15 protein-coding genes are annotated in these 26864 nt (G+C 40.0%); 5 read left to right on the forward strand and 10 right to left on the reverse strand.

What is annotated here, in order from left to right:
• The coding region (locus BGP78_RS01175; RefSeq protein ID WP_119859688.1) for an ISAs1 family transposase at positions 1–388 on the reverse strand (388 nt) is incomplete at its 3' end.
• An 813-nt stretch (positions 389–1201) separates the two neighbouring features.
• On the reverse strand, positions 1202–2635 hold the full coding sequence (locus BGP78_RS01180; protein ID WP_119859689.1) for a M12 family metallo-peptidase: 1434 nt from the start codon (positions 2633–2635) through the stop codon (positions 1202–1204).
• A gap of 800 nt (positions 2636–3435) precedes the next feature.
• Between BGP78_RS01180 and BGP78_RS01185 the strand changes: the two genes are divergently transcribed.
• Complete coding sequence (locus BGP78_RS01185) at positions 3436–4980, forward strand: FAD-binding oxidoreductase (protein WP_119859690.1); 1545 nt, start codon at positions 3436–3438, stop codon at positions 4978–4980.
• Between the two features lie 399 nt (positions 4981–5379).
• On the opposite strand, the gene BGP78_RS01190 is transcribed toward BGP78_RS01185, so the two are convergent.
• Positions 5380–7716, reverse strand: coding sequence for a TonB-dependent receptor (locus tag BGP78_RS01190; protein ID WP_119859691.1), 2337 nt, complete (start codon positions 7714–7716; stop codon positions 5380–5382).
• A 353-nt stretch (positions 7717–8069) separates the two neighbouring features.
• Between BGP78_RS01190 and BGP78_RS01195 the strand changes: the two genes are divergently transcribed.
• Positions 8070–9530, forward strand: coding sequence for a hypothetical protein (locus tag BGP78_RS01195; protein ID WP_119859692.1), 1461 nt, complete (start codon positions 8070–8072; stop codon positions 9528–9530).
• Positions 9531–9593: 63 nt separating this feature from the next.
• On the opposite strand, the gene BGP78_RS01200 is transcribed toward BGP78_RS01195, so the two are convergent.
• Both BGP78_RS01200 and BGP78_RS01205 read right to left on the reverse strand, forming a co-directional pair.
• Entirely contained in the window at positions 9594–10613 is a 1020-nt protein-coding gene (locus tag BGP78_RS01200) for a helix-turn-helix domain-containing protein (protein ID WP_119859693.1), read from the reverse strand.
• On the reverse strand, positions 10610–11470 hold the full coding sequence (locus tag BGP78_RS01205) for a GGDEF domain-containing protein (RefSeq protein WP_259386072.1): 861 nt from the start codon (positions 11468–11470) through the stop codon (positions 10610–10612). The genes BGP78_RS01200 and BGP78_RS01205 overlap by 4 nt, the downstream gene beginning before the upstream one ends.
• A gap of 400 nt (positions 11471–11870) precedes the next feature.
• Here BGP78_RS01205 and BGP78_RS01210 point away from each other — a divergent pair, with 400 nt between their 5' ends.
• Complete coding sequence (locus BGP78_RS01210) at positions 11871–14657, forward strand: TonB-dependent receptor (RefSeq protein ID WP_119859695.1); 2787 nt, start codon at positions 11871–11873, stop codon at positions 14655–14657.
• Positions 14658–14706: 49 nt separating this feature from the next.
• Positions 14707–16011, forward strand: coding sequence for a metallophosphoesterase (locus BGP78_RS01215; protein ID WP_119859696.1), 1305 nt, complete (start codon positions 14707–14709; stop codon positions 16009–16011).
• 86 nt (positions 16012–16097) lie between these two features.
• Here the strand turns inward: BGP78_RS01215 and BGP78_RS01220 are convergent, their stop codons facing one another.
• From BGP78_RS01220 to BGP78_RS01235, 5 genes are all read right to left on the reverse strand, one after another.
• Positions 16098–17297 (reverse strand): hypothetical protein, encoded by a 1200-nt coding sequence (locus tag BGP78_RS01220; RefSeq protein WP_147386047.1) that lies wholly within the window; start codon positions 17295–17297, stop codon positions 16098–16100.
• 99 nt (positions 17298–17396) lie between these two features.
• A complete protein-coding gene (locus BGP78_RS01225; RefSeq protein WP_119859698.1) occupies positions 17397–19025 on the reverse strand; it encodes a trypsin-like serine protease in 1629 nt (542 codons plus the stop codon).
• A gap of 568 nt (positions 19026–19593) precedes the next feature.
• Positions 19594–21438: a S8 family peptidase gene (locus BGP78_RS01230; protein WP_119859699.1), complete on the reverse strand. Its 1845-nt coding sequence runs from the start codon at positions 21436–21438 to the stop codon at positions 19594–19596.
• A 324-nt stretch (positions 21439–21762) separates the two neighbouring features.
• Positions 21763–21897, reverse strand: coding sequence for a hypothetical protein (locus BGP78_RS22810; RefSeq protein WP_259386074.1), 135 nt, complete (start codon positions 21895–21897; stop codon positions 21763–21765).
• Between the two features lie 159 nt (positions 21898–22056).
• Positions 22057–22914: a bile acid:sodium symporter family protein gene (locus BGP78_RS01235; protein ID WP_119859700.1), complete on the reverse strand. Its 858-nt coding sequence runs from the start codon at positions 22912–22914 to the stop codon at positions 22057–22059.
• A 418-nt stretch (positions 22915–23332) separates the two neighbouring features.
• On the opposite strand from BGP78_RS01235, the gene BGP78_RS01240 reads away from it, so the two are divergent.
• Complete coding sequence (locus BGP78_RS01240; RefSeq protein ID WP_119859701.1) at positions 23333–26785, forward strand: leucine-rich repeat domain-containing protein; 3453 nt, start codon at positions 23333–23335, stop codon at positions 26783–26785.
• Positions 26786–26864 lie beyond the last annotated feature (79 nt).

Below are 26864 nucleotides of genomic sequence, written 5' to 3' on the forward strand. Positions count from 1 at the left end.
TGACCATATGAATAGTCGACTTTCTGTCAGATGGGTCATAAGAACGCCTCAGGGTTTTTCCATCAATGGCAATCACTTGGTTGTCAGTAAGTGTTTCGGTTTCTTTCATCCATTGTACAAAACACTTATGAAGTGCGTCAGGGTTAACACGACTGACAAGACGTGCAATGGTGTCATGAACTGGAATACCGTACTTAAAAGGAGCATACTGATGCAGCCATTCGAGCTTACAATGGCCAAAATTTTCAATGTCTTCCCAGCCTTCACAACCAGCAATGATAGCTGCTACGGTAAGAAACAAGACGTCGTGTAAAGGGTAAATCACTTTAATTTTTTGTCGTGGGTCTTCTATTAATTCAAAGTGTTTTGTCAAAACGTTCAGGCTCATAATGGGCGTTACTCAAAAATAGAGTATACGATCATGTTTGACTCCTTAAAGCAAGGTAGGTTGTGTTAATTGCTTAATATACACTCACGATCTAACCCTGGTTATATTGGCGTTTAGATATCGGGTTTAAAGAAGATGAACGTCGAATTAGGCTTGAAGGAGCTGCCCCTGTATTTGCAGGGCTGAGGCACATTGAATTTAATCAACTCAAAGCTGAGACGAGTTTTAATAAAGGCATGTCAGCAAGACAACATACAGCGATGCGCAGTACATCTTACCTTGAAAAAGTACTGAATCTATAGCAGTTTTTCATGCTCTTGCCCTGAGCAGTGCTTGATAGCACTAAAATTTCACAGTAACTTTAATTTTTTCCTTAATAATAATTTTATTTTATATCTTTTTATTTTTACAGCCCATATGCTGGTGAATTTGTCTTGTAGAATAAAAATACCTTTGTAAATTACATTGTTAATGCATTTGTGTTTTTATTGTTAACTCTACTAACCATGCTATTTAAAAACGCAATAAATTTAGAGTGCAAAAAGGGCTGTTTTAAGGTCGGTAGCGTGTCATAAATCGTCACATATAGTAATAATCTGTGTAATGGTTTCTATTTTAAGGCTATTTTTAGAGAGACGTTGTTTCCTAAATAATTAAACCACAATAATTGTTCATAGGCGTTGAAGTAGATGAACTATAAAGGAGTCGAATTTATTCCTTGTTAGTACGATTTTTAACTATCGAATGCAATTACTTTATACAGAAAACGCAACTTAGTGTTGCGTTTTATAGCTCATAATTATACGTCTTAAATTATTGGCATGAAGTGACCGTTTGCCAAACTTCTTTCCATTCACTTTTACTACTTGTGACCGCTGGGTTGTCGTTATAGCTCCACCAATTGGCTCTATAAAGCATGCCATTATGTGAGATCTCATCTCCTTTTTGATAGGTTTTATCGAGAGTCCATGAATCAAATTGTTTACAGTCAGCACCATTAGAAAAGTTGGTCAGTAAGGGGGCCCATTCATTATGTTGGCGGACATTATCGTATTCGTGTGCTGTTCCAATATATTTTCCATTAAACTCTCTAAGAGGAGTTGAAAAATAGTTGATTATTGGACACTCTTTTGGCCCTCCAGCTGTTCTTACACAGCTATAAGACATAATTGTTCTAAATGACCAGTCTTCAGCATCATAGTAGCCGTGTGCATATTGAGCGATATAAGGAATTTCCGCTGTAGCTTCCCAATTATGTTCAGCACCGAATAAGTGACCTATTTCATGAGGGAGTGTATTTATTTGTAGGCAATGTATATTGGTTACAGCCATAGACTGTGCTCTTTTTTCAGCACCTATAACTTGGGCTACACCACAATATTGTTCAAGTAAATTAGTAATGAGCATATCCATATCAGAGCCATACTTCGCACTTTCTTTAAGCTCTTCATCCATAGCGTCATTGTCCCAAATAAAATCATAACTTGGGAACAGTCGCTTTAGGTTTTCACCTTTGCTTAGAAAAAACTCTACCGCAGAAATAGACGCGTTGGACTCATCGTAGTCAACGGCTGTTATATTTGCTATTTCAATACGAACATTCACGCCACTATTTTTATAGGCTTGGTTTGTACTGTCGATGTAAAATTCAAGATACTCTTTGGGCCCTACACCAATTGTGTCGAGAAATTTTTTCACGTCATTTGTATAATAGAGAGATAAGCGTAGAGTTTGTTGTTTTGTTGGAGTTACAGTTTTTAAATCTGATAACTGTGCGGGTAATGAGAGTAAACCCTTTGATTTTTTAGCCCCTGCCATAAACTCTAATTCAGATTCTTCAGATAGTCCAGATGGTAGCTTAGACTCCATGACTATAAGTTTATTGTCTTGGCTGAATAGATGGAATGATTCATGAGGCGTGTTAATGATGCCTTGTGTTTTACCTTTTCTTGAAATGCTTATTGTGCCTCTTGTATCTCCAAACTCATCTCGTAAAAAAAGCGCACCAGAAGTGTCGTGTAGCTCGCTGCTAGTAAACTCTAGCATTAGCTCAGTGCCGTTAGGCAATGCCACAGCATAGCTTGTTGATTGCAAAGTTAGCTCATTAAATGGATTATTAGTCACTGTGTACTGAACTTGTTCGCCTCCCGAAATCATTTCAACCACTCTGCTAATTGAATAATCAGCTAAAGCTGTTTGTGTAAAAAAACAACCTGAACAAAGTAATGCTAATGTCATTTTATTCATTTTTTTCCCTTTAACGTTTTAAACTCCTAGTACCCAATAATTAAACTGCATTGATTTTTTTTGATTGTCAACTTTATATAATTTACTTAATTAGGCGTTATTTATTTTTTAGGGGATGCTGTTTACCTATTTATTAGCTTTTGTTGCGGTGATAGAGTCGATGAGTTTTTTCCATTAAAAGATTTTTAAAAGTTATTATTTATTCAATTATCTGTATACATTCAGGGTGTTTTTTGGAAGGGTAATTTTTTTAGCCTTGACAAGGTGTGATATACCTTTTTATTTTAACATGAATATCCTACCCACTATCTTTTTAGGGAGATATAGAAGTGGATATGAGTGTTAATGTTTTTGTTGTGAGGACTTGTTGATTTTATTGGGTTATCTAACAACAATGCAATAATGCTAGTCAAGCCTGTCCTGGTACATTGAATTTGACCATCTGATTGGAGGTTATAAAATCACCATAACTTAATTAAGTGTAATAATGGCAAAATAAACACGACTACAATATTCTCCCTAGTTCCGCTTAGAAGTATCAACAGTTGATTTTAATAGCATTATTTGCTCAATTAGGTCTAGCCCTTTTACGATGCTTTACAATATCACGTTCAAATGAGTGAAGAGAATTGAGCGTGATGAGTAGCAGTTGATATTCGCTTTTTCACAGTAACTTGAATCTGTGTTTATACATGAAATATTCTAATTTACTTGCAGTTAGTTTATTTATCACCTTCTTTATTAGGAAACTTTTTTGCATACTATATGAACAATTATTTTAATAATTCAAGGATGTGTTTATGGATCGCCGCCAGTTTTTAGGGTTTTCAGCAGTATCCGCTTTTTTAACTGCTTGTGGAGGAGGGAGTGCTGGTTCAAAAATAGCGAGTTCTTCGGTAGTCGAAGTGCCACCAGCACCAACAGTGGTGAGTAAGCTCAGTGCTGAGCAATGGCAAGGTTTGTCAGAACAATTGAATGGTGAGCTAATTTTGCCAACTAATGTTGTTGATTATTCTCAAGAACGGTTGGTTTTTCATACTCGCTTTGATCATATTTACCCGCAAGCTGTTGCTAAATGTCGAACAACAGATGATGTCATTGCCGTATTATCATTCGTTAAGCAGCATGATTTACACATTGTGCCTCGTTCTGGGCGTCACGGCTACGCTGGTTACTCAACAACTGAAGGTGTTGTGTTAGATGTTTCACAGTTGAACTCTATCAGTATTGACGATGGTTATGCGACGATTGGAGCAGGTGCGAGACTTGTTAATATTTATGATCAATTAACAAATCAATCGGTTTGTATTCCTGCAGGTACATGTTTAAGTGTTGGCATTGCAGGCTTGACATTGGGTGGGGGGTTTAGCGTGATAGGTAGGGCTCATGGGTTAACATGTGACGTACTTGAATCTGCACAGATTGTGACTGCTCAAGGTGAGCTTTTGACCTGTAATAATAATGAGAATTCAGATTTATTTTGGGCGTTAAGAGGTGGAGGCGGCGGAAACTTTGGTATTGTTACTTCGTTTGTATTTAGAACTCATAAAACCCAAGACATAAATGTATTTGAAGCAAGTTTCAGCTTCAATGACTTCGAGCAGCTTATGTCGAAGTGGCAAGTATTAGCACAGAGCTGGCCAGATGAAATGTGGGCGCAATGCCTTCCCAATTGGATAAATGGTTCCGTGAGAGTCACTGTACGAGCATTTTGTCTTAATCAAGCCGATGAGGCGAGAAGCTACTGGGAACAATTTATTGCGGCAGTTCATACCTCGCCTTTATCAAACAATGAATCGACTGAAAGTTATCGAGACATCATGTTAGGGAATTGCGTAAATAATATACCTAGCTGCCATTTAAGTGTGCAATCTGCGGGTGGACGAATGCAGCGAAGCGCGTTTGGTGCAAGTTCAGACTTTTTTGAAGGGATTATTCCTCCAAGTGGTATTAAAACATTGAAAGGGTTTATTGAAAAAAGCATCAATGAAGGTAAGTATGGCATGATTATTTTTAATTTGTTAGGTGGTGCAATTAAACATACTGAGGTCACAGAGACTGCTTACCCCCATCGAAGGGCGAATATTAGTGCTGAGTATTATGCACCGATCAATATTTCGTCGACCAATGAGCAGATTGATGAGACGCAAAAGTGGCAGAATCAATTTAGAGAAATTATGGCCCCTTGGAGTACGGGTGGTGCATATGTTAATTACATGGATCCTCTGATACTAGATTGGCAACAAGCATATTACGCCGGTAACTATTATCAGTTGCAAAAAATAAAGTCTAAATATGACCCAGAGGAAATGTTTAACTTTACGCAAAGTGTTGAACTTGCATAATTAAAATACTCCAAAATAAGATAGATTGGTGCAGTTTTTTATAGGCGAAAGGCTTCAAGTGTTAATAATGAACCTTGATAACTTTACTCAGGAGAGTTTGGCAGTTATTCACTTTTTACAGCTGGGATTGTGAAATGAATGTAGCTCCCTCATCGTTTTTTAAAGGCAGTTTTATAGAGTTTTTTTAATTTTGGCTTCTTAGGTTGTTAGGGAGATTTTGATATTAAGAATAAAAATTTGGTGTTCACCTATAAGCAGTTCAGTAATAATGCGTTTAAAAAAGATAGGCTTTACCTGAGGTATTATCTTTAGGAACCTGTCCGAAAAAATGACTGTGTGATAAAAGTGGTATTACAAAAAAGGGGGTTAATGCTATTTCCCCCTTACTTTTATTTATTTTTAAAAGTCCATCTGAAAGGTTGCTGATATTTGACGTGAACGACCGATTTGCGATTGGCCGTATGAGCCAAATGTGTTTTGTCTATCGTCGGCGTCATTAAAATAGGTGACTATATATTCCTCATCAAGCAAGTTACTCACATCTAACCTGACACTGTATTTATCCCAGTGATAGCCCATTTGTGCATTTACAATGACTCTGGCATCATTTCTTGGATTATTATTAACAGCATACTTCACGGCACTCATATCATTTTCAGGGTCTAAATAGGCAGAACTTGAATCGGTATATTTGGCGTTAACGTTCAGATATAGTCCATTATCAAAGCGATAGTTTGAGGCAATGTTAGCAGTCCACTCAGGAGAGTCTTCGAATGCGCGGCCCTTTAAGTCAACACCGTTAGAAATAAAGTGGGTAAATTCTGTCTTGGCCAAACCAATTCCCCCTTTAATACTGAGTTTTTCGCTTGGGTAATAAAATACTTCTGTTTCAAAGCCTTTTACTTTAGATTCGCCAGCATTAACGGTCTCCACATTAAATGTTGACCCATAATTTCTAGCGACCTGTTGATCTTCCCACTTTAGTAAAAATGCATTGGTATTAAATACTAATTTACCATCAAGTAAAACGGAGCGATACGAGAACTCATAGTTATTAGTATATTCTGGTTCGTAGGTATAGATGCGCGATTGAGCAATGTTAAACCCAACGCCACCAGAGCGATAACCACGCTGATAAATAAAGCTTGTGGTGGTATCTGCATCAATATGATAACTAGCACCTAATTTAGGGAGCCACGCATTTAAATCGGTTGACGAAACAGGCTCTACCCCTGTCGCCGCTGCAGCAAAACCGTTTAAATACTGGTTAAGCCCTGCAACGACTGCATTAATAGGCGCTGGTAGAGACGTGGGATCTGGCATACTGTTGTTAATACGATACTCGTTATTTGAGCTATTTGACTGCTCCTCTGTGTCATACCTTAGGCCTGCCAAAATATCGATTTTATCTGTGGCAGACCAGGTAAGGTCGCCATAAATCGCCGATGTTTTTACTTCTTGTGTTAGCCCGTAGTCCATTTCTAGTTTTAAAGGGTCTATATCAGGGTATAGTGGTGCCACCATCGCTGCAGTCTGCATGGCTACTTGAGCTGGTAGTCCTTGTGCTTGCATTAAAAAGCCAGCGACTGCAGTCGTAAAGTCAGATACACCAATCGCATCATACAATCTAAAGTAACGTTCGCCATCTGCTTTATCGGCCACGTCGACTTTTGAGGTATACACACCAATCACCGCTTGTAACGTATCTGTATCGTATGTTAGACGTAACTCTTGACTAAACGTTTCGTCTACGCGTCTATTTTGGGTATCTCTTACGATTTGCTCTGAAGACATATCACCATCCCAGTTATAACGGTACTCAGACTCGTTATAAGTTGAAATAGAATGTAATGCGAATGAGTCATTAATGTCCCACGTGACTTCTATGGTATAGATATCGGTATCTGTTTGTTCCCAAATATGGGTATTAAAGTCTACGGTGCGGTCATATAGAGATTCACCATAGTTATATAGACTCCAATTCGGTCCATATTTATTGACGTTTTGCGTGTACGTGAAAAGCACATCTACATCTTGGTTTGGTTCAAAAAGTACCTTGGCACGTAATGTCTCACTGTCTTCAAAATTTGAGAAATCGTCACGGGTTGTATTGTATATATCACCATCGAGAGATTTGTCTTCATAGCTCACTCTAAAAGCTAACATGTCATCTATAAGCGATGTGCCACCGGCAAATGCATAACCATACTGGCCATGGTCGCCCAGTGTGAATTGTGCTTTACCCGTTGTTTCATAGGTTGGGTCTTCAGAGCGTAAGACAATGGCACCAGCCAACGCATTTCGACCTTGCAGGGTGGACTGAGGGCCACGAAATACTTCTACTTGAGATAAATCCCACACAGACAAGCCACCACTTTTTATCATTCTAAAAGGTAGAGGAGCACCATCAAGATATACGCTGGTTAAAAAGCTATTACCACTTCCTGACACTGAAAACGCGTCTATGCCTCGAATACTGAAGCCTTTGTTAAAGTCACCAGCCACGTTTGGCATCATAGACATCACATCACTCATATTGGTAATGTTATTGTTTTGCATCTCTTTACTTGTTAATACAGCAACACTTGTTGGTGTATCTTGCAAGGTACGGTCAATTTTTTGGCCTTGTACAACGATAACTTCTAATTCTTTTTCTTCGTCGGCGTGTACGGCGGTTGTTATGCTTGTTGCCAATAAAGCGACGTTTATAGCGTGTGCAATTTGATTTATTTTCATCTTTTATCCAGAGAGTATTTGGGAACAAAAATTCGGCAATAGTCTACTGAAAAATGCAATAAATTAAAATGCAAATAACTCTCGTTTGTGTTGTTTTTATGGGGTGGGTGTTTTTTTGCTGTGCTATTTAGTAAATGCGTTGGTTTTGTGGGCTCTTATTGAACAATGGCCTATTACTCAGAATGTTGGCCTTCTATAAGAACATTAGATTAAAACGATGAATTAAAGCGGGTACTAGGTTTGAAAATAGCGCCAGTTTATGGCCTTGTGTCTTTATAATTTGAGTTTTGATTCATGTAGAGGGTTAAGCTATAGTGCGCAGTTATTATTATTGGTAATAAAAAAGGTCTAGGATGAAGGACGATTTCATTAGAGAAGGCATACGAGGGAGTTTAGTCGTTAAGGACTTCGTACCGGCGACTAATATCGGTAAATTTGATTTAAAAGTAGAGCCACATAAAAAGAAAATTACAGTCGTGGTAAAAGTTTTCTATCGTTTTATAGATAATCTACAAGATCAACTTACTTGGACCATGAGTCAAAAAAACGATTTTAAGCGAGATACACGGCGTGTCATTTTAGAAAAATGGTCAAATATTTATAAAATTCGCTGTACCAAGCAAAGCTGGGAAGAGTTTGTGATGGGGATTGATTTCGTCATAGCCGAAGTCAGTAACCCTGCTTATTGTCGATATGTCATAGAGGTTAAAAAGCTGGCCCGTTATAAGTCCAGTGGCGGCATAAACCACGGTGTGGTTCCTCATGTTTGTGGTGTTAATAACTTTGCCAATGAAGTGGATATAACGAAGAATCAAGAGCAAATATTTAACTACAAAGAAGGGTTGTTACGTTCTGGGTTACGGGGCTTATTACCTGCTGGAGATGGCGATTTTTTAACTTTTTCATCAGATCAGCATACGCTCGCATCGGGTATGAAAACCTATCTGGACCGTTTTTTAAGTATTGTCAGAGCGAGGCGCACCCCTGATGTATTAGGCGTTAAAGCATATGTTATTGGCCTCAAAGGTAAGAATGACAGTATGTTTACGCACAATTTAGAATCGAAACGTGCGACATCAATTGCAAGTTATATCAATGAACGTATTGTCGGTGATAACTTTGCGATTGTTTCAGACACGTCGCAACAATGGGCAAAAGATGCAGTCAACTTTTTAAAAACGCGTACACGCAATCATACCGTATCGGGTCAGGATGGAGGGGTGCTGATTGTTATTAGAACGCCTGAAGATGTTGAGCGCACAGTGCCACACAAATATGTGGTAATGACTCATGAATTTGGCCATATGTTGGGGTTGCCAGACGAATATATGGGGATCCACAGTGCATCCACTTTATCCAAGATCCAACTTGATAAAGTATGGCCTGCGACATTAGCGTCTACTACAGTATCAACAGGTAACAACCGGTTACGATTGATGCAAGACGGTTATACCCAAATGGTGACGCAGGCTAACGTACCGCTGCCGAACTTAATATCAACAAAAGCCACAGCGAAAAAACCAGAAGCGATATATGCGTCGCAAAAAGTCCAAGAAAAGAATGATCAACATTCATTACGTAAGCAACAGTTGAAAGACAAGTTTGGCCAAGATAGTTGGATATATAAAAAATATAAGAGTTCACATCCTTATATTTATGCGCCGCCAGTAGTCACTGCTATTTCTAATAGCATAATGCACAGCGGAAGCGATATTCAAAAAGCGCATTTTGTCACTATTTGGTCTGCGTTGTGCCATGCGACAAGAGATCATTTACAGTGCACCGATTGGGAAATAATTCCAGCACATGGATAGTCGCAACGTCGTTAAAACCCCTTTATTGATTGAGCTTGCTTATATTTGTGCGACTAAGGTTATTTAAGTATTTAACGCGACTGTGCTGCGCAATTGCGAAGGGGTCATGCCAGTCCAACGTTTAAATGTGCGCCGAAAGTTGGTCAAGTCAGAAAAGTTCAACTGAAGCGCCGTTTGTTCGTTTGAATAGCCCCGCTCTGTGATATTAATGACCGCATGCTGTTTAGCTAAGGCATCTTTAAGGGTTTGCAAAGAAGTATTATGGTTTTTTAACTTTCGTTTGAGAGTCGCCGAGCTGATGTTTAAACTATGTGCGATGGCGTCGCTGCTACACTTTGGACTTTTTATAAGTTGCTTTGATATATGTTGAATAAACCCGACCTGTTCAGTCGTGCTATTAGCTTGCTGCAAATAATAATGATGCATGATGGGCGTCGCAGTGGTTTGTGAAACTCTGAGCAACTCATTGGGTATAGAAATACAAAAATAGGGATGCTCGAACTGATATTGTACGGCCAAGTGAGCATAATACTGCTCTAGGTGTTCAGGGGCACTAAAAGGGAACTTCACGAGTATCTTGTCTGTAAAGTCGAATCTCCATTTACACAGCGCATTCATTTTTGCTGCAATCATTTCAAAGTAAAATTCAATAACCTTGGGCGGGGGCATTCCAATCGCCAAGTTAAACACGTAGTGAGTGTGGCTATCACAGCGATAAGGAATAAAAAACACCAACGGACAGAGCGTAAATTGCTTTAAGCATATCACTCGACTCATTTGCATCAGGTTTTTACAATTGAGTAAGGCTTGCCCACTATAACTGGTTTGATTGAATAACCAATGTTGACCTAATAAAAAGCTTAGCCCGTCGCTTGGCAGCAGGTGTATCGTATTTTCTATAACGGTGTTAAGTTGCCTAAAACTCAGCATTTTTTGACTCTTAGTTAGGTCATCATAAAAGAGTTTGCTGCCTTTCAGTACTTGATGACTATTCACACCACGTTGCATTGCCATTTCAATGAGTGGCAATAATAATGATTGGCTACTTAGGCAAGCTGTTTCGGCATCAAAGTAGGACTTCATACTGTGGTTGCTCTTTTTTGTTGTTCGAGCCCTTGATTTAGTTCGCTAAGTAAATTGCTCAACGTATCTGTATCAGCCGCTTCTACACAGTGCCAGTGTACTTGACTAAAACCGGTCTTAGCCTGATTTTGATCATACGGCGTGTGTTGCGCGACCATATTGGCCACTTGTTCTGTTATGTAGGTTGCTTCTAGGTGACTGGTATTTGGTAATAATACGATGAAACGATCAGATGCAAAACGACACGCCAAATCGGTATTTCGCAGGTTTAAAGTAATAATCTGACCAATATCAAATAATAGATTGTTGGCGCGTATAGAGCCATAGCGCTGGTTAAAAAGTGCGAATCCTTTTATGTCAAATAAAGCAATGCAAAAGCAATTGGAAGTGTTAGCTAGTTTAATAAGCTCTTGTTCAATTTGCCTTTTCATATAATCAGCACGATACAGCCCGGTAATAAAATCATGTAAACCATGGGTGCGATAAAACCGTTCTTTTTTTGTCAACAGGTGGTTGAGTACACGTTGCTCTTGACCCCAATAATACATTGCTAGGCTCATAAAGATCATGCCAACCACCGCTGGAAATGCTTCTAGGCTGCTTAACCAGCTATGGTGTTTTGAGAAAGTAAAAAACTCATCTAAGAAATCCAGTAATAGGGTTATATGCATGGCACTGAGGCCAAAAAATAGCAAGTTAGTTACGGTGCCTTTTGGTCGCATGATTAAGGTGGTGAGTAGCCAAATTAAAGTCATAAAGGCGATCCCTCCTTCAGCAACACTATCCACCCAGTCGATGTCCACTGCAGGTTTTAGGGTACCTAGCTGAAACACAACGAGCAGTGCGAAAAATAGCATAAAAAGCAAAGTGCTTAATAATGTGGTGTGTAATTTTATAAAAGAGTGAGGCATAGAGATCGCTAATTTATTGGCCGCTGATTAAGCTGTTATGCGTTATTGTATTTGCAGAGTTATTCACCTTATAGGGTCACTTTAGCTCACTAAAGGGCACATATTTATGACAATAACCCGTGTTTAGTGGTAGGTGAGCGGTATCTATCACGATAAAGCTGATCCAAGAGGGGGGTTAAATAAGCTCATTACTTGATGAAAGGGCATAAAATAGCCGGGTAAATACGCCTTTATGAGGTTGTCTAGATAGTTCTGACATATTTGTTTCATGTACTTTTTTTACCTTTGCTGCGTCGCCGTATTTAGCGGGATAAACATTGACCTCCTGTGCAAAGAGAAAACAAAAATGAAATTACAAAAACCGTCGAATTTTTCATATTCTAAACTTGCCTTAGCCACCGCCAGTGTGCTGTTTACAGTGCATAGCTATGCAAACACATTACAAGGTCGGGTAAGCGATCAAAATAACACCGTGTATTTTGAAGGGGCAAAAGTCACATTAAAAGAGTTATCTCGCAGTGTCAGCTCTGATCGAGATGGCTCATTCAGGTTAACAAACTTACCTGAAGGTCAATATACTTTGCATGTGAGTTATTTGGGCGCGCCTTCGATAGAGCGCACTGTAAAGATTGTAAAAGGTGAGACCCTGAATACGGCCATTCAATTGGGGGCCAGAGATGCCTTATTAGAAGATATAATTGTGGTTGGGCAACGAGCTGGGCAGGCTGGTGCTTTGAATAGGCAAAAAAATGCACTTGGCATTAAATCTATTGTGAGTAGTGATGCAATTGGGCAACTGCCAGACCAAAATGCGGCTGAAGCATTACAGCGACTGCCTGGTATGTTTATTCAACGAGATCAGGGGGAAGGGCGTTTTGTTGGGATCCGGGGTATTGACCCTAGTTTGAATAACGTCACGATAAATGGGGCGAATGTACCATCACCTGAGTCGGGTGTGCGCAGTGTGGCGATGGATGTGATCCCCAGTGAATTAGTGCAAAGCTTAGAGGTGAGTAAAACAGTCACCCCTGATATGGATGCCAGTGCAATTGGCGGGAGCATTGAAGTTAAAAGTTTAAGTGCTTTTGATAGAGAAGGCCGCAGTTATAGTGTGACTACACAGGCAACGAATAATGCGCAAGTTGATAAAACGAGTCCAAAGTTATCAGGGAGTTTCACAGATATAGTTGCTTTGTCGAAACAGTATGATTTAGGTGTTGCCGCAGCAGTGTCTTGGTCACAGCGCAAGTTCGGTTCACACAATATGGAAACTGACGGTGGTTGGCAATTATATGATATTGAAGACACGACAGGAGAAGAAGTCAGCCTATTTGGTGCGCAGGAAATAGAGCAACGCCATTATGTGATAAAACGTGAGAGATTAGGGGCCGCACTGAATTTAGACTTACACTCAAGCCAACTGAGTAAGTACTACTTACGGACATTGTTCAGTGAATTTTCAGATGATGAGTTTCGTCAGCGAAACGAATATAAGTTTGATAAAGGGACATTGGTCGCAGGGACACATACGAATACCTCTGCGGTATTCAGTAATGCAGAAATGGATAGAGACACCAAAGACCGCTATGAGTCACAAAAAATTATGTCGCTGGTACTAGGAGGTGAGCATCAACTTCGTGAATGGTTTGTCGAATATAGCGTAGGTTATTCAAAGTCTAGCGAAACAGAGCCTAACCGTATTGATGCTGATTTTGCCGCTGAAGACCTCATGATAGGGTATGGCAGCCTATCAGAAACACCTACTTTGAGTCGTAATGAAGGCGCACACGATTTAAGCCGTTTTGAACTGGATGAAATTGTATGGGAAAACAACCGAACGGAAGATGAGGCAACGAGTTTCAAAATCGATTTATCTAAAGAGTTTGTTGTAGCTGGTTTTAACAGTGAGTTTAAGTTTGGCGTAAAATATTCAGAACGGGACAAAATGAACGATACTCATGCCACCGTTTTTGATAGTGGTTTTGATGATGCACTGGCGAGTCAATTTGGGAGTGCCTCACCTTCTTATAGTCTAGGTGATTTTGGACCTGGCTTGTCTCGCGCTGGTATTGCTCAATTTGTAAAAAAGAACCGAACACAGTTTGATATCAATCAGTTAGATAGCGACATTGAGAGTAAAGGGCGCAGTTATCATATTTCAGAGGAAGTACTGGGGGCATACGCTATGTTGACGGTCGATATAGGCCAGTGGCAAGTTATTGGCGGGGTCCGTTATGAGGGGACAGACTTTAGCACATCGGGTAATAAGGTTGAGTTGATCAAAGACGATACAACCGACACTGAGCGGGTTGATTTAAGCCGATTTGATGCTGTAAAAGATTATGATCACATTATGCCTAATTTAACAGTGCGTTATGATTTTACCGAGCAACTTGTTACGCGTTTTGCGTATACCAACACCATCGCGCGCCCTGGGTTTTCTGATGCTGCGGCATTTCAAATTGTTGAAACTGAAACGACCTTAGAGGATGACAACATCGAAGTGGAGCGTAAGGCGGAAGTGGGTAACCCGGCTCTTGACCCTTATGAATCTCATAACTTGGATATGTCGATAGAGTACTATCCAGGTAACATTGGAGTGATTTCAGCCGGGGTGTTTTATAAAGACATTGACAATTTCATCAGTATTGAACAGGTACAGGATAATGGACTGTGGGAAGGATACAAAGAAGTTGTTCAAGCGGTGAATGGAGGAGCAGCCAGTTTAACTGGGCTTGAACTTGCGTATACAAAAAACTTTCATAATGGCTTGATGTTTTCTGCCAATGGTACCTTCATTGATGCTGATGATAAATTACCAAACCAATCAGATATTGTTGCCAATATCATGTTCGGTTATGAGAGCAATAACATCAGTACACGGCTTAGTAGCAGCTATAAAAGCAAGAGCTTTATGTTTGAAGAGAATGGGGCCCGTGTATATCAAGATGCACATATGCAACTCGATTTTAGTGCAAAATACTATGTTACAGAACAAGCACAACTGTATTTTAATGCCGTTAACTTAACGGATGAACCTTACTATGCGTATCACGGCACTCCAGATCATAACTATCAATATGAAAGCTATGGCCGTTCTTTTGAATTGGGTTTCACATTGACATCACTATAGTTTTTTGAAAATTGAAGAGGTCCGTCAGTGAGAGCTGGCGGCAATGAATATGAACAACTTTTTATTTTATAGCATGGTCGCGACGTCGACTACTTTAGCAGGGTGTGCCAGTACCGTTTTTAGTCAGAATGTACCGCAACCAAATAGTGCCAATCGCATCGCTTTTTTGGCCTTGGGTGATGGGGGATACCATACTGATTACCCAAAAACTAAGCATATTCTCAACCCCAAAACCAAAGCTGAATTTATAGCTGCGGAGAAAAAAGACTGGATAGCTGAGCATCGACCATTAGAAGAGTTCAGTCATGCGCCGATTTATGTTTATCCAGAAACGAATATTGCCACTGAGCAAGGAGGGGCGATAGCGGTTGGCAAAGCGATGGCAACCCTGTGTTCATCTGAGTTGTGCCAGTTTGCAATTCAATTGGGAGACAATATATATCCTGACGGTGCCGATGCGAACGATGGCAAAGATGACCAAAAGCGCATGGATGATTTGATTTTAAAGCCGTTACAGCCGCTATTTGTACAGCAACCGGATCTCGTTGTGTATTCGGCACTGGGTAATCATGATTGGAAAACCTCTAGAAAGGGCGTTGCGTTACAAACCGAATGGATGGCCACTCAACCTAATTTTTATATGGATGAGCGCGGTTACTATAGTTATAAACAAGGTGTTGAGGGGAGTGATGTCGAATTTTTCGTGCTTGATACGAATATGCTCCTCTCAGGTCAACATTACTACGAAATCCCTTTGCGTAGCGATGGCTCAGAGCAAGGACTTGCAGCCGCATTGGCAAGTGGTGAGGCAGAGATTGAGGATATAGAACGTCATGAAGTGCCTATTAATGGGGAAGACCATAAACAACTGGCTTGGTTAGCAAATGGCTTGAAAAACTCGACGGCAAAATGGAAAATTGTATATGGGCATCATATTCTTTGGTCCATTGGCGGCAGTAAGTATGACGAAGGTCATGTTTTACGGCGGTTAATTTTACCTGAATTATGTGAATATGCTGATGCATACATTGCGGGCCATGAGCATGACTTAGAACTATTAACGGATGATTGCTCACGTGTACTTCCTGGTAATAAAAAGGCCAAATTACCACTTATAATTAGTGGCGCAGCATCAAAAATGCGTGGTAAACATACACCTTTCTCTGAGCAACAAGAAAAGCGTTATCCTGAGTATGACCTAATTTGGTCAAAAAGTTTTACATGGGGTTTTGCGCATATAGCGTTGAATAATCAAGACGATAAATTGCAAGTACAGTTTTATAGTACGCCAAGTTCAGGCTCTGGTGAGCTTATTAAAGAACAAGCGTTTAGTTTTGAGCACCGCAGTGATTAAATGATGTATGAATGATGCCGCCGTAGGCAACATATTAACTATGCTGCCTACGGAAGGTAATAAGGTTTTGTAACAAACTACGTTTTTTATTCACTGTGCTCAAAATAAATACGATAAGTAGAAGACCAAATCGGGAAATCTACTTCCATCACATAGCAAGCAAACTGGGTATCTTCGAGTTCACTATAATTGAGTAAAAATGCGATTTTTTCGGCCAATTCTGGATGTTCGGTTATATAATTTTTAGGTGACTCTAAAGAAACAACCTGTAATTGCGGGAAGTCAGGTAGCCGCTCTGTCCACATGTCTGCGGCATTCAGTTTTCCTTCTTCAACTTTTTGGTTGCCATGGTAACAGCCTACTTTTACATTGCTGGTGGCATTAATCTTTTTATCAACAAAAACCAGTAGAGTGAGCTTTTTTGCGGGGTTTTTAATTGAGATACTGGTTGATGTGCATTGGCTACTGTGGGTAAGTGGATTAACAAGTTCATCTGGGTTATTGAATATAAATGTGGCATCTAGTGCATTTACGTTTGGAATATCATCAAAAACCATTCCTGAATTACTGACTGAGTAGCTGGTATAGGCATTATAGAATCCGGCAGAAGAAAGTGGTTCGACAATGCCAATACTGAACTTATTTTGTTCTATCTTGGATGTCTGGGTTAAGCGAGTGGGTTTATCAAAATCACTGGGGTGTGGGTGAGAATAAAATTGCACGAAGGGGGCGGCATCTGGTGAGCGTTGTATACCTAGCTTACTAACCATCGCGACTTCTTGCAAAAAGTGATTATTGCTTGGGTTGACCGTCAATACATAGCTGCAGCACACATGCTCAACGCTGAACCCCAATAATGATTTAGCTGCGTAATATAACTGTGCTCGATTATCGCTTTTAGACGGGCTTTTATTATCATGTAATGCGTTTAACTGGCGCTTTAAATCTGCGTGGCTTGATGCATGCTGTGAGATGGCTCGTGCGTAAAGTTGGTGAGCTTTACTTAATTTTTCATAGCTTGCGGCGGAAATATGTGGTGACGCTTTTTCGATAAACTCTTGTAATGCTTTAACGCCGGGCAGTGCACACAATACTTGATGGCCATCGGTTGATTTTTGCGCCGTAAATACACGCTGACTATTGGAGCGGTGGTAATTTAAGAACGCCGTCAGAGAGTTTATGCTGTGCACATGTGGCGTAAGCTCTGAAAAAGCGAGTTTAAGCACGCTTTTAAGACGTTCACCAAGGCGCATTAATTCTGACGAAGTTTGTTGATTAAGTCCCATGAAGTTAGGTAAGTATGTTTATCATACCGCTCAGGTTACATGGGACTTAGGCTTTTTAAAAGTCAGGTTGAAAGACTAATAAAACAATTATCAAAATATTTACCGGCATGTACCATTTGCTTGCCATGCACCCCATGGACCTGAGGCGGTTGGATTTTCTCCTTGCACCCACCAATTGGCGCGATAAATCATATTCCCGACCGTGACTTGATCACCCGCAAGGTAGACTTGCTCTGCAGACCAGGGCTGAATGCCATTACAACCGGTATTATCGCCACTAGACACGGATACTGTTTTGGTAACTTGGCTCACTTGCCCCTGATCATCTGTCACACTTAAACTCACTTGATAATCTCCTGCAGCTCGGTAACTATGCGTAGGTGAAAATTCAGTGCTGCTATTGCCGTCACCAAATAACCAATTTGTTTGTGTGATTTGACCATTGTCACGACTTAAGTTAGAGAATGTGGCAACTAACCCTGAGGTTGTCACTGAAAACTCGACAGTTGGAGCCGGATCTGTGGTGTCTGAGCAGGCACTGCCTTTTCTCCAAACTTGACTGTATCTATCTGGGGCTGCCCCTTGTGACCACCAAGTTGCCTCATATTCAAAGCCTTGATAGCTGACTTTATCACCTAAGGCATAGGCCGTTGTTGCGCTCCACGGCGTTACCCCATTACACGGCATCGCTGAACCAATTTGTACTGACTGAGTTGTTGTATGGGTTTGTTGTGCTGAATCCGTAACCGTTAGACTCACGGTATAGGTACCCGCTTGCGAAAATTGATAACTCGGGTTTGCGTCACTTGATGTGCCGCCTTGGCTATCACCAAACTGCCAATAGTGTGATGCAATGGCTTTATCATCACTTGAGCGGTCAGTAAATTGCGCGTTGAATTGATTCACTTGTACATCAAAATCCGCCACTGGCGGTGCATCAATAGGGTCGTTCAGGCCTGTTTTATTTTTGATCCAGTTTAAGTAGCTAGTAGTGCGAGTAAATGCGGTTGCACCACTACAGCCAATTCCCCAACTGACGGTCCCCATGCTGTAAAAATCGTTACCAACTCTCACAGCATAAGGGCCACCACTGTCGCCATTGCAGGCAGACTTGCCACCTTGGCCACCGCCACAAATGACGGAGTTAGGTATATTATAATTTAATTGGCTAGAGCAATTAGCATTGCTTATTACGGGCAGTGCAACTTCTAATAAGCGGTCACTTGGACGACCCCGGTTTGAGGTTAATCCCCATCCAGAGACAGTAACTGCATTACCAACACTGGCATATTGACGTTCGATTTCCGCAGTTGGCAGCTTAGCTGGGGTATATTTTGCGTCTGCAGGAGAGGCTAATTTCAGTGCTGCAATATCGTATCCAGAGCGGATCCCATTCGCACCACGCCATTGTTCATGGTTAATGATCTGGGAAACACGCAATACTTGCCCATCATTTTGAGACAGTGAATGGGCACCAACTTTTACCGTAAGGTTACTGGTTGATGCGCTGTCTAAACAATGTGCAGCGGTGAGCACCCACTCTCGACTGAGTAATGTACCACCACAACCTTGTCGGCCATTCATTAACAGAGCAACTTGGTAGGGCCTTGAGTAAGCGGGAGTTTCTGTACCACCAACAATGTTTGGTGATACGTCTACGGCGGATGCAGAGGTAGTCATACTGGCTAAAGGGCTTAGTATTGCCAATGCAGAAAGTGTCATTTTCATGTTGTATCCTTAAGTTCTCGTTGTTGAGTAATCTAGAAATAATCTGAGATACCCCTAGGTTGCAACACTTTATTGACACTTTAATCGTGGTATGACCTGTCTTTTTGGAAGGATGCAAACCAGCAATAGATGAAAAAACAACCTCTTGAGTGTAACTTTTTATTTACATTGCGCTTGTTATGTAGACCGAACTAATTGGCTTTCATACAATAAATTGCGCGCTTGATACAAAAAACAATGTCGGCTCAGGTCGAAATATAAAGTAAGTAATAGGAAATTATATTGACGTGTTCGAATCATTAAGGCAGGTAATCACATCTGATTATTTAAATCTTATAGCAGGACGTTATATTACTTTAAAAAGAGATACAAAATGCCAACTCTGTTTTAAAGGGTTGGCATGTTATTTTATAGCCACGTGACTAAATTACTGTTCATTATTAGGTGCAAAATGCGTACGTAACAGGGTAAGCATCATTGGTCGGGCAACTCAGCAATGAAACTACCCCTTTGTTATTACTGCATCAACGTGTCGCACGCTGTGAACAGTCATTTAATGCATTGAGTATTAGTGGCCATAAAAGCGAATATTCCAGCCGATCAGGTTACCGGGTTGGCTGTTATTTGGTTGGTATTTGTCAGCACGTTGCGGTAGGTTGACCACCGAGTCAGCAATGAACTCCCCACTGGCAACATCATATGTTCTCTCACTCCAGCCATCTTTAGCATTAGTGTCTACAATGCGAAGCTTCCAATCACCTTTGGCAGTTTCACCATAGAAATGATTTGATAGCATGAGGGTATTGTCAAACTTATTACCTTCAAGGTCAGTACCAGCATGGAGTAATACACTGCGCGTGTTACTTGGCGAGATGAGTTCAATCGATAAGTCGCCTAGACGCTCATGTTCTAAGCTCAACCGAACTTGTACACCTTCAACGGTCAGGTTTTCAGTTTGTGTATGTACAGATTGTGTTGCTGCAAAGTTATCGTAGATTGCAGAGTCGCCTGATACGCTTACATCGTAATTGCGTACTTTAAGTTCAGGTAAAATAGTCCCTGTTTGTAATGCTTTTTCGACTGCTGCGTCGACGTTGACTAAGCCAAAGCCATAGTCATTATGAAAAGGTAGTCCTGCAGCATTGACTTGCCAACCAGGAATGGCTTCAAAATCACCAATGGTACGAGGTGTGCTGTCTGCATGTACTTTTGTTGCTGTTGTGATCATAAGGTGTTTTACATCACGCCAAGATAGCTGATGGTTGGCTGACATGATCAAGGCAGTTGCACCAGATAGTGCAGGTGCTGCCGCAGAAGTACCATTCATACCATTGGTATAAACAGGGTATTCACATTCATTCTGGGCTTGATCTTTACACCATTTTGGTAAGTCAGTCGTTACGATAGCTGGGCTATGAACACCGTATTCTCCGGCAGGGGCGCCAAGTAATACCGCAGAACCCGCTGACGAGTAATTAGCGAGTGTGCCATTTGCATTTAGAGCAGATACCGTAATATTCCAGAAGTTAGCGTTGGTCGGATCTGCTACAGACGTGTTATAAGCAGGCAAGGCATAAGCATTTGGGTAAACGAGCGTTAATTCACCTTTTTCACGATCACTCCAGCGACCGCCAATAAAGTGGTCATTACCCGCAGACTTTATGGATGCAGAACCTCGTCCGCCATGGCTTTGCGTTGCCGCAATCTTTTGCACATCTGCAATGTTTTCGAAGAAGCCAAGGTACGTATTATAAATAGTTGGGTCGCTAAATGTGTAGCCAATACTTTGGTTGATAACGCGTGCATCAGTAAACTTATTCATGGGTTGAACTGCGCCATCCATATCCATAACAGAACGAATAGCCAGTGCTAAACCTGGTACATTAGATTGATTTCCAATCAGATTTGCACCAGTCAGTGTCGCATTAGGTGCAACACCACGGCCGCCATGGTTGTTGAAGGCTGAAGCTGCAGCAATACCCGCTACCATTGTGCCATGGTTATCAATTTTATTACGACCTCTAGAAAAGTACTCGTAAATATACGGATCTGGGTTTGGCGTTGTGCCTTGTGCTACATTCGATGTTAAGTCAGGGTGATATGTAGCAAGGCCATCATCAATAATCGCAATATTGATCCCTTGGCCAAAAATACCGCGTCGGTGTGTAAAATCAAGGTTTAGGTCAATCCCTTCTTTTCCCGGATTGGCAGCTCCAGCAGTTTGCCCTGTATTTTGTAAATGCCACTGTTGAAAAACGAGCGGATCACCACCGGCTAGCTGGTAGGTATATTCCCATACGTGCTTAGTCGGATCATAGTTATCACTGTTATTGTCAAAGCTCTGTGCACTTGCTTGATTTAGCGCAACCAACAAACTCGCTGCGATTAAGTTAAGTGTTGTTTTTTTTCTCATCGTAATTTCCTGTTTACGTATTTGGTGTTGATAGTTAAAACAGGATATTTTTGATTAAATAACAAAGCAGACATGTTTATTTTCATATTTAGCTTATAACTGATTGTATTAACTGCGACTTTATATTTTTTGACTAGGTGTACATTGTTGCTAGGGTCTCTCATAGAGGGTGCTAAAAAGTTGAAAATAGTCTGATTGATAACTACCAGACTTTATTGTTACAAAGGCGAACTGTCTATGCTCGCCTTATCGATAACTTAGTATCTTAGTCATAAGTCAATCTTTTTCACTCTGATACTTGTAGCGATTGGAATGGCAGTGATGTTATTGTCCATATTCATCAAGCGTGTTAAATATCAATAAACTGGTACTGTCGTCTAAATCAAAGTTTAAGCTTGGAATGTCTTTCAAGCAGGTCGTATTCGGTTCACTCCATATATCGCTTATGAAGCTAAACATAATACTTTTTGAGCATTCGGACGAAATGAATCAGTTTTTTCATTAATTATCCCTTATATAAAACGTTGCAGACCCATCTATATATTTACATAAGGAAATTTGTAAAATGAATTTAACTTGGTTTACTTTTAATTCTGTTATTTATTGTTAACTATACAATTATTTGTCTTTTTTTAATACAAAATATGTAAATAGGCTGGCTGTAAAAAACATGAGTAGGCTATAAATACTCGGCGCAATCGACATGACACTATTGTTAAGCATACCTGTGGTGATCAAAAGTGCTAACGTACCATTTTGAAGCCCGACTTCCAGTGTGATTGTACGTGACTGTGCGGTGTTGTTGAGAAGACAGTGGCCTGCGGTAAAGCCTAAAAACATTGTCATTATATTGAGCATTAATGTGGCTGGGCCTGCGAGGACAATATATTCAAAGATTTGGCTGCCAAGCTTGCCACAAATACTGAGGATGACGAGCACTAAAATAACAACGGAGAACAGGCTAACGTATGGTTGTGCGCGTCGTGCTAAAACTGGAAACTTGTTACGTATGGCCATACCAATTAATACGGGAAAGACGGTGATCACCATGAGCTTTAACCAAGTTTCAATGAGGGGGAGTGTGAATGTTGAATGTGTGCCGACATACGTGTTAATTGCCCAAACACTCAAAAATGGCAGTGTGAATGGGGTAATAAAGCCAATAATAGCGGTTAGAGATACAGATAAACCAACGTCTGCTTTTGCTAAATAACTGTATAAGTTTGAAGTTGTGCCACCAGGACAAAGCGAGAGGATGAATAAACCTGCGGCTAACTCTCCGTTTAAGCCAAGTATGAATATGATGAGCAGGGCGGTGCAAGGGAGTAAGCATAACTGACAAAATGCCCCAACGATGAAGCTTTTAGGTTGCTTTAAAACACGTTTAAAATCATCGCGTATTAAGCTTAATCCCACGCCAATCATGATAAAAATAAGTGCAATTGGCAATCCGATAGCGATCAGAGTAGTTAACATATTAGCTCCATAGGGACACGTAATTTACGTCAAGTATAGTGTTTTAGGCAGTGTTCAACTTTTCAATGTAGCGTATACAATTACCTGTGTCTTTAAGAAAGCGCTATGTATTGTAAGTTGATGGTTCAAGCTTTTAACTCAGCAATTTAACCTTGAACCGTATCGACAATATTTGCCTAAAGGGTTAGATCTTTACTGTTCTATATGTTCGAATAGTGTTCGAACATTATGACCGACGCCATAGAACACGCTTTCTATTAAAGCTATTTATAGTTACCATGATTTTTAAGTAAGACTAAGTTATTATTTTTATGTTTGATGTCTAAGTCGGTGGCCGACGTCAGCATTAAGCGCTATATCAATATTCGCCCTGCTTGTATTTTTTAGCTTGGAGTCGTTTAAATGAGAAGTGGTACAGATGAGAGTTACTAAGTTCACGTTTTTTTTATTGCTTTTTAGCATATTTTTAAATGGCTGTGGCGGCGGAAGTGGCGATAATTTAGAACCATCGCTTACTCAGTCTTATCAGGTAACGGTTAATATTGAGGGAATGGGCGCTTCTAGTGCATCAAATATAGCGGTACCATATGGTCAAAATACCCGCATTACATTAACCCCTAATACTGGCTATCATATTGGAACAGTGAGCGGCTGTAATGGCAGTTTGTCTGGTAATATCTACACAACGGGTAATATTCAAACAGCATGTAGTGTAACGGTTCGATTTAATGAGAATGTTCCTCTAAGCCAAGTTATGACAGATCCAGAACTTTTACGCTGTGCGCTCGATGGAGGTGAACAGCATGTCCATGAGGTTACAACGCTGTCATGTGATGGATATACGGTACTGTCGATGGCTGGAGTTTCACAATTAACGCAGTTGTCTCGTTTGACGTTAAGTAACGCTTCCCTCGCTCAAATCGACCTATCAAAAAATACAGCGCTGACAACATTAAATTTAAGTGGTAATCAATTGTCTTCAATTGATTTATCAAACTTGCCTCAGTTAACAACCCTTAACGTCAGCAATAATCAGTTATCAAGTCTAGATATCAGCAACAATCTTAAGTTAACTGATATGAAAGCATTTAATAATAGGCTGACGCGCATTAATCTCACTAAAAATACTCAGCTGATAGATTTAAGCCTAGGTGAGAATCAACTTGTTGAAATTGATGTGTCGGCTAACTTACAGTTGCTTGAGTTACGCGTATACGCGAATCAATTGACCAGCCTTAATGTAAGTAACAATGAGTCATTAAGTGTACTCAGTGCTTATGACAATAGACTTTCCGCTGTCGATATTTCCAATAATAAATTGCTTCAAGCGCTAAGTTTGGGAGCCAACCAGCTTATGGATGTGGATGTCAGTCTCAATGTACGCTTAGTTGAACTAAAGCTATACGATAATCAGCTCACGAGTATAGATATTACGAACAACACCCGTTTGCAGCTTTTAGATGTAGACGGTAATCAGTTAACGGCTATAGATGTGAGCAATAATACTGGGTTGCTAATTGTTGGTTTAGATAACAATCAACTTAGCGAAGTCGATGTTACGAAAAACACTCGCCTGGAGCAATTAGACTTAGATGGTAACCAACTAACGGCAATAGACTTAACTAATAATACAGGGTTGCTGAGCTTAGGGTTAGATAGTAATCAGCTAAGCAGTATTGATCTAGCGCAATTAGACTTAGATAGTAACCAATTAACGGCAATAGATGTAATTAACAATACTGAATTGCTGAGCTTAGGATTGGACAGTAACCTACTAACAGGTATTGATGTAGCAAAAAATCTATTTTTGACAAGCTTGGATATAGATAACAACCAACTTAGCGAAGTCGACGTTAGCCTAGAGCAATTAGACTTAGATGGTAACCAATTAACGGTTATTGATGTGAGTAATAATACGGCATTACTGAGTTTAGGATTGGACAGTAATCTACTAACAGGTATTGATGTATCAAATAACCGAGTTCTTACCAGTTTAGATTTAGACAATAATCAGTTAACAAGCATAGACATTACGAATAATCTGCTGCTGAGTAGGCTAAATTTAGATAATAATCAAATAACTAGCCTTGATGTCAGTCGTAATGCAAGCTTGTTTGAATTAGGGGTGAATAACAATCAACTGACTGTACTTTTGTTACAGAATAACCTTGAACTGGCCTCTTTGGATTTAAATAATAGCCAATTATTAAGTATCGATGTTAGCCGCAATGTACAACTTACGTCACTGTCATTAGAGAGCAACAAGTTGACTGAGTTAGATGTGTCGAGCAACACTCGATTAAACCAGCTAGATTTAGACAACAATATGCTCACAAAGGTAGAGTTGTCGGCTAATGCATCGCTGAAAGTACTTAATCTAGGGAACAATCAACTCACAGAGCTTGATGTAACAAAAAACACTGAGTTGAACACATTGAATATAGATGATAACCGCTTAGCTATGTTGGATTTTGCTTTGAATACCGCATTAACTAACTTAAGTGTAGATAATAACTTGCTTACCACTTTGTCAGTTGCAACTAACAGACTATTGGTTGAGCTACATGCTGGGGGAAACCTGTTAACGGAGCTAGATGTATCATCAAATACAATGTTAAAGGTATTAAGTGTATTTAATAATCAGCTGAACAGTCTTGATGTTACAAATAATAAGCAGCTCGAATTTTTGAGCATTGGCAAAAATAGCATATCCAGTATTGATGTCAGTTTACAGAGTGAATTGAAAGAATTGCGTGCTTATGAAAATCTCATTGTAGCAATCGATATCAGTAACAACCTTAAACTGGAATCTTTGAGCTTATATAGCAACCAACTTGCACAAGTAGACATAACAGGTAATCTTCAGCTACGTGAATTGAGCCTTGGCAATAATCAACTCAGTGTGGTGGATGTTAGTAATAATATTGCGTTACTTGATCTTAAAGTATATGACAATGCACTCGAGCGCGTTGATGTAACCACAAATACTGCACTGGTGACATTAAGTGTAAGAGATAATCAACTTACAGAGCTCGATGTCTCTCAGAACGTGCAATTGAGTGAGCTTATTGCATATAGCAATCAACTCACCACTATTGAACTAGAAAGTAACACAGCGTTAGAGCGCTTGCAGTTATACAATAACCAATTAGCTGAACTTGATGTATCATCACACACGCTATTAAATGAGTTGATTGTTTATACCAATCAACTCACATTGATTGATTTAACCAATAACCCTGCGCTTGTGACGCTTGATGTGGGAAGTAACGAGTTGTCTTCATTAGATGTTTCAAAGAATACGCAGTTACAAATATTAGGCGTAAATGATAATAACTTAACAAGTTTAGATATTCGTCAAAATAAGGCGCTTGAGCGTGTAGATCTATACCGAAATGCTATAACAACACTTGATACTTCAACCAATGAGCAGTTGCAAAGTTTAAAGGCCTATGAAAATGAGATGACGAGTGTGGAGCTGTCAAATAATATTAATTTGCAAGAATTGAGCTTAGGCAGTAATCAGCTATCGGCAGTTGATGTGTCGAATAATACCTTACTCACTTCATTACGGCTTTATAGCAATGAATTGTCGCAAGTTGATGTGCGTAGTAACACGTCGCTTGTGGATCTTAACCTCAACTTTAATGGGCTAACGTCACTTGATGTGAGTAATAATGCTCAATTGAACACGTTAGAAGTTGAAAGAAATACATTATCGACGATAAATGTGCGAGAAAACCCCGAATTAACAAGTTTGAATGTGCTTCGAAATAACCTAGTTGATCTTGATGTGACGCAAAATACATCGCTGACAACTCTTTTATACGATACGGGTGTGAACTGCACTGGCAGTGCATGTGGGTTGTGAACCGTAGTCGTTACTTTATAAGTTTCTGTTTTGTTGTAAAAAGCCCTATAATCAAAACCTATTTGTTAAGGCGCACATA

The organism is Pseudoalteromonas sp. MSK9-3 (genome assembly GCF_003590335.1).
In the GTDB taxonomy this organism is placed as follows: Bacteria; Pseudomonadota; Gammaproteobacteria; order Enterobacterales; family Alteromonadaceae; genus Pseudoalteromonas.